Source organism: Thalassospira lucentensis (assembly GCF_032921865.1).
Classification (GTDB): Bacteria; Pseudomonadota; Alphaproteobacteria; order Rhodospirillales; family Thalassospiraceae; genus Thalassospira; species Thalassospira lucentensis_A.
The window spans coordinates 779,749-791,895 of record NZ_CP136684.1 but is presented as its reverse complement, the minus strand read 5'-3'; the positions used below and the strand labels follow the sequence as shown (position 1 = coordinate 791,895).

The window sequence follows — 12,147 nt, the reverse complement described above, 5'->3', positions numbered from 1 at the left end:
CTATTTTGCGTCTGGGTGATAGAAGGACTGCATCCGGACGTTTTCCGGGGCGAGGGTGCCGTTTCCGGCAATTACCTGACCGGTCTGAAGGATAATCCCGCTTCCCTGTCCAACCCCCTTTAAAACCGCACCACGTTCATCGGCATTCGGGTGGCGAAATGATCCGCCTGCGCCAAGCTGCACATCGCGGACAATAATATTGCCAAGGATCTGGCTGCCATCACCCAGAACGGATAAGCCTGAAATCTGGATTGACCCGCGATAACGACCGTCTGATCCGATAGTGATCGCCGCACCGGGCTGGCTGGTGGCGACATGAACGCAACCTTCGCCAAACAGATTGTCATTGCCGATCGTGATCGGCCCTGTCTGGGCATCAATCATCGTGTCGCCGTAAAACGTATTTCGGCTGCCAATTTCAAGCGTTGCGGGGGAGGTGGCATCAAGCCGGACGGCAGGATGGAAAATATTGTCGCGCCCGATATCGGCATGGATGCTTATCAGGGTTGAAAACGGATCAAGGATGACATTGCCGGCCTTTGTCAGCGCCATCAGGGCCGATATCGACAGATAGCCAAGTTTGCTGCGTTGCTCGTCGATCAGATCGATCAGGCCGGATTGCGTGATATCGCCTGTCATGCGGTTTACCCCTGTCTTGGTCTTGCCGTGACGCTATCACAAAAATCGTGCCTGTGATCAGCCACAAAAAAAGGCTGCCATGGAAGGCAGCCTGATTTTTGCAGCAATGCTGAAGATCGCAGTGATCAGGCTTAGGCAGCCTGATCGGCCAGTGCGCGTGCCATCTGGCTCAGCGCTTCCTGATGTTTTTCGTGCTTGATGCTCGCAAAGTTGCGCGCCAGTTCAAGGCACATGCGCTGACGCGCATTAAGTTCGGTTTCCTGGTTGCCGTCGAGACCTTCATAGAAGTAGCTGACAGGAACGCCCAGGACCTGGGAGATTTCGTAAAGACGACCGGCAGAAATGCGGTTGATGCCGCGCTCGTATTTGTGAGCCTGCTGGTAGGTAACACCGATCAGGTCGGCCATCTGCTGCTGGGACAGACCCAGCATGATGCGACGTTCGCGAATACGCTGACCGACATAACGGTCCGTATCTGTTGCGCGATTAGCGCGTTTCGGTTCTTCGTTTGATACAATCTCAGTCATTGCATATTTTTCCGTTATCAACCGCCAGTTATTTATTCCCACTCGGGACGCTGTCAGGCTTGTTAATTTCGCCTATTAATCACAATCAGGTTGACCCGGTTTGAAGGCCTTCTGCTTGCAAGAAATATCTGAACTTTGGTCAGATAGGAGTCTCAGCGATCCGCCAGAAGCTAGCTATATAGGTCAATTCGCCTGTCGTTGTCTAGTGCGTTAGGCGAAAAAAAGACATGGCTTTCTGAGCCGTAAGGTGTGAAATGACGTGCATAGCTGGCATGCAATTCCTGAATGACCGCAGGTTGCAAAAGGTTTTCCTGAGGTAGGAGCTGGCCCAAAAGCTGCGCCCAAAATGCTGCACTGCCCCCAGGATCATGGGGTTCAAGCCATGCGCCACCGTTCTGCGCGATTTCCCGTACAGGCGAAACCAGTGCAGTGATATCCATCCCGATCCCGGCAGGGCCGTCTGTTCCACTACTTGCAGCGTCGGGCCTGCGGGCCGGGTGCAAGGGGATCGGTGTGATCGCTGTCATGTCATTTTGCGGTTTTGTGCGTTTAACCGGGGTATTTAACTGGTCTTATGCAAGGGACTCCATTCAAGGGGGCGTAAACCCGGCAAAAATTGCCGCCTTGCGACAGGTGCCGGGCGGTGAAAAACGTTAATGAAAAGTTTATGCAGGAATGATGCCGCGACACACGCAGGCAAAAACAAAAAAGCTCCGGAAAATCCGGAGCTTTCTGCGTGATGCTTTGAAATGAACGGGTTTGGGGCCGTTTACTTGCTGGCTTTGTTGTTGACCAGACTGTTAAGCTGCGCCTGCATCGCTTCAAGCTGGCTTTTCAGGTCATCAAGGGATGCGTCATTTTTTGCCGGTTTGCCGGTCTGGGCTGCATCGGCTTTCCCGTTGGCCTTGTCGGCCTCTTCCTGAAGGAAGGGGGAAAACATCTTCATGGTTTGCTCAAACAGCGCCATGTTCTGCTTGTTCATTTCCTCGAACTGGCCGAACGGGAAAATGCCCTGCATCGTGCCCTGCATATATTCGCGCATCTGTTCCTGATTATGCGCAAACGAACGCATCGCCTGTTCCAGATAGCTCGGTACCAGACCCTGAAGGCTGTCGCCATAGAACCCGATCAATTGGCGCAGGAAGCTGATCGGCAGCAGGTTCTGCCCCTTGTTTTCTTCCTCGACAATAATCTGTGTCAGGACCGGACGGGTGATATCCTCGCCGGTCTTGGCGTCATAAACGACGAAATCGGTATTGTCCTTGACCATCTGCGACAGGTGGTCAAGCGTCACATACGAACTGGTCGCAGTGTTGTAGAGGCGGCGGTTCGCGTATTTCTTGATAACGACGCGATCCTGATCATCTGATTTTTTCGTGGTCATGACGTTATTCCCTGCTTCCCTGTTTCCCGGACGTTTGGCTTGGGCAGTGCGGTATGAAATACCTTGTTTGCGTTTGCACAAATTTGAATGTTGCGCAGCATTTTGAATTTTGCGCCTGCTCAAGCGTGCATAAGAGTGCCGTGTAAATTCCAATGTGTCCAGTGTTCAACGCGATGTGCGCTGCGAAAAACAACCTCTGGTCCCGGTTGCTGCCACGCAGCAATGGATTTGGTTTTCGTGCAGGCCCGAACCCCCTATAGTATTTGCCAGTCACAAGGCGCATGTCATCTGCGTGATCCGTATCAGAACCGGGGGAAGCAACATTGTCCGACACAGGGGCGAAAAAGGATCAGGATCCCGACGATCTGCCCAATGACAACCTTGAGGATGAACTTGACGATCATCTTGATCATCTGGCCCAGCAGTTCATGGACCTTTGGCGCGAACAGGTTGCCGCAACGGCCGATGGTGCCGACGCGGCGAGCGCCATCGGGCGGCTTTATGCATCGCTCGGGGCTGATACATCGCGGATCGGCGAAGGATTCGAGGCATGGGGCAAGCTGATCGGGCAACTGGCAACCGGCCAGAAACCCGGGGCTTTTCCCGGCGCTGTTCCGGGCGGTTTTCCGAGTATGACAGCGGGTTTGATGCCCGAAGCGATCCCGGAAATGATGAAGGGCACGCCGATGGACCCGGCGGTCAATCCGATGGCGGCCATGTTCAATCAGATGTCAAAAATGGCAATACCCGGTTTTCCACCCGGTGGGCCTTTCCCGCCAAATATGGCGACGATGGCCGGAATGACGGGCGCAACCAGCGCCGATGAAACGTCCCATCCGGACGCAGCCACCAAAGATGCCGATACGGCCAAGGCCGCCGCAGGCAGGATAGACAAGACAGGCCAAAGCAAGAAAACGGGGCAGGGAAAAAATGAGCGCGCAAAACCGACAGCAGACAAACCCGCCGAAAAGGGCAAGCAATCGTCGCGCGGGGCCAAGGCCGCTGGCGATGCATCTGGCGGTCGAGATGACGAGCTGGCTCAGCTCGCGCGCCGCATTGCCGATCTTCAGGAAACAATTTCTGCCCTGGAGGCCGGAACTGCAGGAGCAGGCGAAGAAACTCCTGAGCGAGATGGAAAACCATCATCCTGACGATATCGCGCAGGCACTTGATCGTGTCGCCTTTGCCAGCCAGTCGGCCTTTCATGACGGTGTGCGCGCCTACCAGAAACATGGCTATAAACGCGGTGCCGATGATGCGCCGGTGATCTGGGAAGATGGTGCAACCCGCATTCTTGATTACGGTGCGGTCGAAGATGCCAAGCCCAAAAGCCCGCTTGGCATTGTCGTGCTGGTGCCGTCGCTGGTGAACCGCGGCTATATCCTTGATCTGAACAAAAAACGCAGCTTCGCCCGCTTTCTGGCCAAGGCCGGATACCGGCCGCTTCTGGTCGATTGGGGCTATCCCGGCGAAGAAGAAGTCAATTACGGCCTTGATGATTACATCGCCGGTCGTCTGGTCACCGCCCTTCAGGATATCGCCGATATGAATGGCGGGCCGGTGCCGATGATCGGCTATTGCATGGGGGGCGTGCTGGCGCTGGCCGCGACCCTGCTGGATCCCGCGCAGGTATCGCGTCTGGTGCTGTTGGCGACCCCTTGGGATTTCATGGCGGCCGGTCCGACACAGGGGCGCATTGCCGCGGCCTTCGCGCCGTCCTTGCCCCATATGCTGTCGATCCATGACAGCCTGCCGGTCGATGTGCTGCAAAGCCTGTTTGCAAGCCTTGACCCGTTCATGATTGGTGAAAAATTTCGCCGCTTTGCATCCATCCCGGCCAGTTCGGCCAAGGCCGATGATTTTGTCGCCCTTGAAGACTGGCTGAATGACGGTGTGCCACTGACCCGCCGGGTGGCGATTGACTGTCTGATCGGCTGGTATGTGGAAAACAAACCGGCCAAGGGCGAATGGCAGATCGACGGCATTGATATCAACCCGACAGATATCAGCTGCCCGACACTTGCCGTCATCCCGGAAAATGACCGGATCGTCCCGCCCGAAAGCGCGCAGGCTCTTTTCGCGGCCCTGCCGGAAGATATGCGAACCGAATTGCACCCATCGGCCGGTCATATCGGCATGATGGTAGGATCGCGCGCGGAAAAATCAACCTGGGTGCCGATGCTTGATTGGCTTGCTCGGGAAGACTGAGTGCAATCTCTTTTGAGGTGATGCTAGGGGTTGCGGCGGCGGCTTTCGGCAGTGGCGCTGATTTCAAGTTCGGATAGCCGGGCAGGGATCAGTTCACGGAAACGACAAACCAGTTCGTCATATACGGCCTGCCCGCGGCCCAGCGGATCAACAATATCTGCCCCATGATCAAGCATTCGAACCGGGGGCGGGCATGGAAATGCATAGCTTTCCATGCTGGCTTCTATTGCTTCTGCCTGCCAGGCTTCCATGACAAAAATCACATGGCTGCTTTCAAGGATTTCGCGTGAAAGACCCCGGCTCGTGTGATTTTCGGTGATGCCGATCTGGCGCAACGCAAATTCTGCTTCAGGGGTGATGGTATCGCCTTCACGGGCGTGAAGGCCGGCAGAACGAAGGGTAATTGGCAATTTATGCTGCAGGGCATACTGGCGTGTAATGGCGGCCGCCATCGGGGACCGGCATGTGTTACCGGTGCAGACGAATAAGATTGTCTTCATATAAAGAGACTTTCTAGTGACTGAATACCTTGGCCAGAAAGGCCTTGCTGCGTTCGGACTGTGGCGCATCAAAGAACGCATCGGGTGTGGCGGTTTCAACAATCTCGCCCTGGTCCATGAACACCATCCGGTCGGCGACCCGGCGTGCGAAACCCATTTCATGGGTGACGCAAATCATCGTAATATTTTCGCGCGCAAGGTCGACCATGACATCAAGGACTTCCTTGATCATTTCCGGATCAAGGGCGGATGTCGGTTCGTCAAACAGCATGATTTTCGGGCTGATGCATAAAGTGCGTGCAATTGCCGCGCGCTGTTGTTGCCCGCCCGAAAGCTGATGGGGGTATTTGTGTGCCTGGGCCGTGATATTGACCCGTTCAAGATAGCGAAAGGCTGTTTCTTCGGCCTGCTTACGGGTCGTTTTATGCACCCACATCGGTGCCAGAACGCAGTTTTCCAGAATGGTCAGGTGCGGATACAGATTGAATTGCTGGAAAACCATGCCCGTCGATTTGCGAATTTTTGCAAGCGACTTGCCATCGGTCGAAATCGGGTTTCCGGCAATTTCGATCTTGCCGGCATGATGTCTCTCCAGCCCGTTCATGCAGCGGATCAGGGTTGATTTTCCCGACCCTGACGGTCCGCAAATCACCAGTCGTTCGCCTTCGGCAATGTCGAGTGAAATATCTTTAAGTACCTGAAAATCCCCGAACCATTTGTTCATGTTCCGGATGTGGATCATGCTGGTACGGTGCGGGTTCGGGCTTGTTGTTGCTAAGCTCACGGTTTCCATCCCTGTTCTTCGGGGCGGATGTCGCCCCGCCACCCGGTATTCCGGGGCGGTTTCGAGTTTCTGCAGAATGGGGCCGACTTGCTAACAGACCACAGGTGCGTGCAGGCTGTCTTCATTGGTCGGCCCCGCCCCGGGGTATCTAGCGGATTGGATCGGGGTAAAGCAGACCACCATCCCGGCTAAGCGCATTCACCGTTCCGGCCCGTTCCATGCCAAAGGTGGTTTTGGTGCCAAGGTGGCGTTCATATACTTCGCCGTAATTGCCAACCTGTTTGATCACCTGATAGCTCCAGTCAGCCGGAAGACCGATCTGCTGGGCCATCTCGCCGACTGCGGAATCCGCAGCAAGAAGGCGAACAACCCCCTGGGGCTGGTTTGCAAGGTCCGCCATGATCGCATCCACATTCTCAGACGTGATGTCCATTTCCTCGGCATTCAGCATGACCTGAAAAGCCCAGTAAACAGCGGTTTCAAGTGTCGCGTCGGGGCGTGTCAGAATGGTCAGTGGTTCATTGGAAATCACGTCGGGCAGGATGGCGAAATCATCGGGATTTTCTGCAAGCAACCGGTCCGAGCTCAATGCCGTGCGATCACTGGCCAGAACATCGCATTTTCCCGAGAAGAATGCCTGCAGGCGTGCCGTTTTATCGGCGATGTTTTCAACGCGGTATTCGATATTGCGATCGCCAAACCAGTCGGCAATGTTCAGAAGTGTGGTGGAGCCTTCCTCGGCACAGACCGTCGCACCGCTCAGCTCGGATGCGCTGGTAACGCCCAGCTTTTTGGGCACCATAAAGCCCTGGCCGTCATAGAAGGTCGTTGCCACAAACCGCATGCCCGGGTTGGCATCGCGGGTGCCGGTGCGCGTAATACTACGCGATGCCATGTGGGCACCTTCGGCGACGATCGTTTTCATGCTGTCGGAAAAACCGATGCCACGAATATCGGCTTTCTTGGCATCGCCCAAAATCGCGGCCGCCGCCATGCGACAGAAATCGGTATTGAAACCCTGATAAACACCCTGGCTGTCCGGAACTGAAAAGCCCGGCGAGTTGGTATTGACCAGACAGACAAGGCTGTCATCCGCCTTGATCTGATCCATGACGGGGCCGGCCTGAACCTGAGTGGTTAGACTGGCGAGTACTGCAAACGCAGCAGGCAAGGCAAAACGTACTTTCATCATTTGGCTCCCTGTTAAAATGCCGTTACGAAGTTCTTCTCTCCAACCATCTGCTATAGGAAGAAAGGCACCAGCAGGTTGCCAGGAACCAGGCTCCTACAAACAAATACGCTTCCAGCCCGTAGCGCTGCCAGACAGGGTCGCTGAATGACATTTTCGCTGTGGCCATGATGTCGTGAATGCCGATGATGACGACGAGCGACGTGTCCTTGTAAGCGCCAAGGACCGTGTTCAGAATTCCGGGCATCGCTATCTTGAGAGCCTGCGGAAGAATGATCAGTCGGGTCTTTTGCAGCCAGGTCAAACCCTGACTGTCGGCGGCTTCATACTGCCCGCATGGCACGGTCTGCAAACCACCGCGGACGGACTCGGCAAAATAGGCGGAATGGAAAATCACCAATGCGATCATGGTCGTGATCAGCGGATTGAGCGTGATGTCGTCGGGCATCATAAGTGGCAGAACAAACAGCCCGAGAAACAGCACCATGATCATCGGAACGCCGCGGACCAGTTCGATCCACAGAACGGCAATTGCGCGAATGGCCGGCAATTGGTCCTGATGTCTCGCAAGTGCCAATGCAATGCCAAGCGGGAAGGCAAAGACCAGTCCGAAAATCGCCAGCATCAACAATACCGGCAGGCCGTTCCAGCGTTCTGGCTGAACATATTCAAGGCCTGGCACGCCACCACGCATCAAAACGGTAAACCCGACGGCAAGGCAGATCCAAAGCCATGCCAGACGCTTGTCCTGCCAGCGCGGCACCATCGAAACGACAACCCCTGCAATCAGCAGCAAGCTGGCAACCAGCGGGCGCCATTGGTGTTCCCATGGATAGGTGCCAAACAAGATAAGCCGGTGCTTTTCGACAAGAAATGGCCAGCACGCCCCGGTGGCTGCCGCACAGGCGGCCCGATCCCGCCACGGGGTAACCGCATCAAGAAACAGCCAGTCAACCGCGACCCGGACAAAGGCGATAATCACCGCCATCAGGATCAGAGTCAGTACGCTGTCGCGCACGGTTCCAAACAGTCTTTTGCGCCATATGGTGACAGGGCTGATGGTGGGGGCCGTGACATTTCCGGTCCGGAGAGTTTGTTCCATGATCAGGCCCTCACCATCTGGACTCGCGCGTTATAGATATTGACCAGCCACGAAACGATCAGGCAGATGCCAAGGTAAACACCCATGGACACTGTCATCAGTTCGATTGGACGGAATGTCTGGTTGATCGATGTCGTCATCACCGACACCAGATCGGAATAACCAACCGCGAGCGCGATCGAGGTGTTCTTGGTGATGTTCAGATACTGGTTGCCCATCGATGGCACGGCCGCCCGGACGGCCTGCGGCAGAATGACCAGTCGCGTCATCTGTGCAAAGCTCAGCCCGGATGCGCGTGCTGCTTCGAATTGCCCGATCGGAACCGACTGAATGGCACCACGTACAAGTTCCGCGACCTGCCCGCCGTGATAGATCGAAAGTGCCAGCACCAGCACAAGGAACTGGACCGAAATCCGTCCGCCCCCGGCGAAATCGAACCCCCTGAGAACCGGCCACGACAGGGGATATTCAATCAGGCCCGTCGTCGCAGGTACTGCGATCATCGCCAGAATGAAAATCGAAACCGGCCAGACAACCGGATACCGGATGCCGGTGCGTTCCTGTATCCGGTGGGCAACGCGGCCAAGTATCAAAAGGGCGGCCGGCCAGATCACCAGCATGGCGATCACCCAATAAAGCCCGATGCCCTGTTCAATGACCGGGAAATAAACCGCCCGGTTCGAAATCTGGACAAGACCGAAAAATGACCAGCTTTCGCGGACCACCGGAAGTGCGGTCACCATCGCCAGATAAAGCGCAAGGAGGATCAGAAGTTTGGGCAGGTTGCGCGTGATCTCGATGTAAAATCCGGCAACCCGTTCTCCCAGATAATGGCCGCTTGTTCGTAAAATCCCCATCAGCACGCCGATCACGGTCGCGCCGATTATGCAGCAGAATGCAAGGGTCAATGTATTGAGAACGCCAGCTAGGATTACGCTGCCATAGCTGCTGGTCGATGAAACCGGCAAAAGGCTCTCGCTGATATCGAAACCGGCCTGCCCCGACAGGAAGTCGAACGACAGAACGATGTTCGATTTCGCCAGGTTCGCTTCGATATTACTGGCCAGTACATATCCCAGCCAGACGAGGATACCGACAACAAGCAATTGCCAGAAGAACTGTGACCTTGGAAGACGCATGCGTATCACCCATTCCCTGATTTGAGTGTCTTGTGCATTGCAGCTAGTATGCTTGTATACAGCTATACAGTAAATGATATTTATATGACAAAGGAATAAATAATGGTGGGTAGGCGCGAGTGATATCTGTTGAGTCGCAGTTATCAGCGGATTTCAGGCCGAAATATGAAATCTTGCCATTGCTATTATGGGTGCATACATGTACACCATTCTTCATTGAATAGGCCATGATCGGTTGCGAATTTGACGTTTTCTCAATGCGACTCTGGTCCGAACAAAAGAACAGAGCGCATGACAGCCACACAGAAATCCAGCGTCGATATTATTTACGAAGCCATCCGTGAACGCATTTGTCTGGGTGTCTATGAAAGCGGCGCTGTGCTGTATGAGGGGGAACTTGGCAAGGAGTTCGAGGTCAGCCGCACGCCGATCCGCCAGGTGCTACAGCGGCTTGCTTACGAAAAACTCGCGGTGGTCAAGGTCGGTGTCGGTACCACGGTGCAGGATCAGCCATTGGAAACCCAACGCCAGGGGCTGCAGATCCGTTCGGGCATCTATCGCATCATTGATGATCTTGGCATCACCGCAACGCCCCAGGATATCGAGGCGTCGATTGCCCCGCTTTATTATCGGGTATCGCGTCTTTCGGCGGATGCAGAGCGTGAAAAATTCTGGAGCGTGCTCCGAGATGTCCATCTTCTGACAGCAGGGCTGATTGCGGATGATGTTCTGAAACGTACCGATGATATGCTGTTTTATCGCACCGTTCCGGGGCTTGTGCATCAGTCGGCACGCTTCCCTGATCTTGCGACCAACCTGATCCGGACCGAATTTGAAAAACTGATCGGTCCGATCGAGAAGGGCGACTTTCAGACATATTTCCGCCTGCGCGCAGAAACCTTGTTAAGCTACTGTGCGTTGCTTGACGCGGCGGAAAGCTGAACGGTCAATTTTTACAGGGCAGACCGGGATAGCAGAAAGTCCAACTGTACGCTGCTTTCTATCGATTCACCGCTTATCCTCTTTACGGTCTCTATCGCAATGTCTGGCGCCATTCCCCGCTCTATCAGCAAAAGGGCGGCAACGGTGCCGCTTCGGCCATAGCCCGCAAGGCATTGCAACGCAACCCCGTCCCCGGCATCAAGGCATGCCTGCAATTGTGGCGACACTTTTCGCCATGCGCTCAAAAAATTCCCGTCCGGCTTTGCATAATCTTCTATCGGAAGGTGATGGCTTGTGATGCCCTGCCGCGTGACCAGATTGCGAATATCGCCGGTTTCCTCCGGCCCGATCTCGGACAGCGTCGTCAGACACACATAATGACGCACATGAAGCCGTTTCAGCTCTGCCAGGGCTGCCTGACAACGGCCAAAGTCCATCGCCAGATTACCGCTTTCATCAACATCGTATCCGGGGACCGCCATCTGGATGATTCCGGTCTTCTGGCCATTCGTCACAGGTAAAATGGCACGGATATACATGTCCTGACACATTAAACCCGACCTTGACCCCGTTTTGATCCTGACAGAAATTTTAATTCTGCTCACTCTACACGCGCCATAGTCGCGGGCAAGCCCTGTCACTGTGACATTTCAGATATTCGCGGCTTACTGAGTAAGTCAGTGATATCAAACCCGGGTTTCTTCAGGAACTGGCAGAATCCGTCGCCAGTTGTTCCGGTTCACGCTGCCAGCGCAGCGTCAGACGTGCAAGGGCGGCAATGATCAGCAATGTCAGGATCACCCGCCCGACCAGAACAACCCAGATATCTGCACCAAGGGCCAGCATGATCGCCGTATCCTCTATCAGCGAATGCGACAGCGACAGCCAGCTTAGCGACAGAAAAAGGGTGCGCGGCGGGAAGTTCTTTTTGCGGGCCTCGTCAATGATCAGCGCCCCGCCATAGGTCAGGCCCAGCAACACCCCAATGGTCGTGACCGGTGCCACATCGCGTGACAGGCCCGACACCCGCAGGATCGGCATCATGCCGCGTGTAATGCGGTCGGTAATGCCGGTTTTTTCAAGAATATCAAGTAGCACAAGCAATCCGACAATTACTGCAAAGCTGACAACAAGTGATTTGACTGTCTGGATGGTCCAGTCGATCCAGCCTTCAAGGCCAGTGGCGGCTATAACCGTTTCACCGCCGGCCATCCATGAAAAATCAACCGGTTCGGAGAGCCATCCGGTGGTGTCGCTGATCCATGTGACCAGTGCGGCGTAAAACACCGCCGTGCCAAGCCGAAGTGCAGTCGTCGCGACAAAGCTGGCCCCGGCCCTTTTGACAATTGCCTGCTCGACCGGAAGCCCATGGGCAAACAGCATCATGGCGCAAAGCGCACTGAGCTGCGCCGCTGTCATATCAAGATGGGCGGATAACCCGATAAACGCCCCGACCGCGCCATATATACTGACCAGTGCGCAGGTCGCCCAGATCAGGCCTGCCTCGGGCGGCAACCCGATCAGGCTCATGACAGGGGATAACAGATCGGATGTAAAGGCAACCGCGCCGAATTCATCGGCGATGCGCACAATGATCATCACCGGCAACATGACCTTGATCAGGGTGATGAACAAACGCTGGCTGCGGTTTAGCAAATTCAGGAAATAGCGATGCATGGGGCGCGAGGTTCCGGGCTTCTTGGGTGGTACGCGGGTCATATTTGGGGCATTCG

The 12,147-nt window shown here is 55.2% G+C and carries 14 protein-coding genes; 3 read left to right on the top strand and 11 right to left on the bottom strand.

What is annotated here, in order from left to right; genetic code table 11:
- From R1T41_RS04300 to phaR, 4 genes are all read right to left on the bottom strand, one after another.
- Positions 1–639, bottom strand: a complete 639-nt coding sequence (locus R1T41_RS04300) for a hypothetical protein (RefSeq protein ID WP_317340191.1) — start codon at positions 637–639, stop codon at positions 1–3.
- A 131-nt stretch (positions 640–770) separates the two neighbouring features.
- Complete coding sequence (locus R1T41_RS04295; protein ID WP_007090137.1) at positions 771–1,166, bottom strand: helix-turn-helix domain-containing protein; 396 nt, start codon at positions 1,164–1,166, stop codon at positions 771–773.
- Between the two features lie 170 nt (positions 1,167–1,336).
- The gene (locus tag R1T41_RS04290; protein WP_062960843.1) at positions 1,337–1,693 is read right to left on the bottom strand and encodes a hypothetical protein; all 357 of its coding nucleotides are present in this window, start codon (positions 1,691–1,693) and stop codon (positions 1,337–1,339) included.
- Positions 1,694–1,935: 242 nt separating this feature from the next.
- Positions 1,936–2,550, bottom strand: a complete 615-nt coding sequence (phaR, locus tag R1T41_RS04285) for a polyhydroxyalkanoate synthesis repressor PhaR (protein ID WP_062948121.1) — start codon at positions 2,548–2,550, stop codon at positions 1,936–1,938.
- 323 nt (positions 2,551–2,873) lie between these two features.
- On the opposite strand from phaR, the gene R1T41_RS04280 reads away from it, so the two are divergent.
- Together R1T41_RS04280 and R1T41_RS04275 are read left to right on the top strand one after the other, a co-directional pair.
- The gene (locus R1T41_RS04280) at positions 2,874–3,701 is read left to right on the top strand and encodes a hypothetical protein (protein ID WP_317340187.1); all 828 of its coding nucleotides are present in this window, start codon (positions 2,874–2,876) and stop codon (positions 3,699–3,701) included.
- Positions 3,682–4,758 (top strand): alpha/beta fold hydrolase, encoded by a 1,077-nt coding sequence (locus R1T41_RS04275; RefSeq protein WP_317340185.1) that lies wholly within the window; start codon positions 3,682–3,684, stop codon positions 4,756–4,758. Before R1T41_RS04280 ends, R1T41_RS04275 begins: the two co-directional genes overlap by 20 nt.
- 23 nt (positions 4,759–4,781) lie before the next feature.
- Here R1T41_RS04275 and R1T41_RS04270 read toward each other — a convergent pair whose 3' ends face one another.
- The 5 genes from R1T41_RS04270 to R1T41_RS04250 form a co-directional block, all read right to left on the bottom strand.
- Positions 4,782–5,258 (bottom strand): hypothetical protein, encoded by a 477-nt coding sequence (locus R1T41_RS04270; protein ID WP_317340183.1) that lies wholly within the window; start codon positions 5,256–5,258, stop codon positions 4,782–4,784.
- A gap of 13 nt (positions 5,259–5,271) precedes the next feature.
- Positions 5,272–6,051 (bottom strand): amino acid ABC transporter ATP-binding protein, encoded by a 780-nt coding sequence (locus R1T41_RS04265; protein WP_411045501.1) that lies wholly within the window; start codon positions 6,049–6,051, stop codon positions 5,272–5,274.
- A 139-nt stretch (positions 6,052–6,190) separates the two neighbouring features.
- Complete coding sequence (locus tag R1T41_RS04260) at positions 6,191–7,234, bottom strand: transporter substrate-binding domain-containing protein (protein ID WP_317340181.1); 1,044 nt, start codon at positions 7,232–7,234, stop codon at positions 6,191–6,193.
- A gap of 22 nt (positions 7,235–7,256) precedes the next feature.
- On the bottom strand, positions 7,257–8,333 hold the full coding sequence (locus tag R1T41_RS04255) for an amino acid ABC transporter permease (protein WP_317340178.1): 1,077 nt from the start codon (positions 8,331–8,333) through the stop codon (positions 7,257–7,259).
- A gap of 2 nt (positions 8,334–8,335) precedes the next feature.
- On the bottom strand, positions 8,336–9,472 hold the full coding sequence (locus R1T41_RS04250) for an amino acid ABC transporter permease (protein ID WP_317340177.1): 1,137 nt from the start codon (positions 9,470–9,472) through the stop codon (positions 8,336–8,338).
- A 291-nt stretch (positions 9,473–9,763) separates the two neighbouring features.
- Here R1T41_RS04250 and R1T41_RS04245 point away from each other — a divergent pair, with 291 nt between their 5' ends.
- Complete coding sequence (locus R1T41_RS04245) at positions 9,764–10,414, top strand: GntR family transcriptional regulator (RefSeq protein WP_062948109.1); 651 nt, start codon at positions 9,764–9,766, stop codon at positions 10,412–10,414.
- 11 nt (positions 10,415–10,425) lie between these two features.
- Here R1T41_RS04245 and R1T41_RS04240 read toward each other — a convergent pair whose 3' ends face one another.
- Entirely contained in the window at positions 10,426–10,896 is a 471-nt protein-coding gene (locus tag R1T41_RS04240; RefSeq protein WP_317340174.1) for a hypothetical protein, read from the bottom strand.
- Positions 10,897–11,116: 220 nt separating this feature from the next.
- Positions 11,117–12,133, bottom strand: a complete 1,017-nt coding sequence (locus tag R1T41_RS04235; protein WP_317340172.1) for a nucleoside recognition domain-containing protein — start codon at positions 12,131–12,133, stop codon at positions 11,117–11,119.
- Between the last annotated feature and the right edge of the window lie 14 nt (positions 12,134–12,147).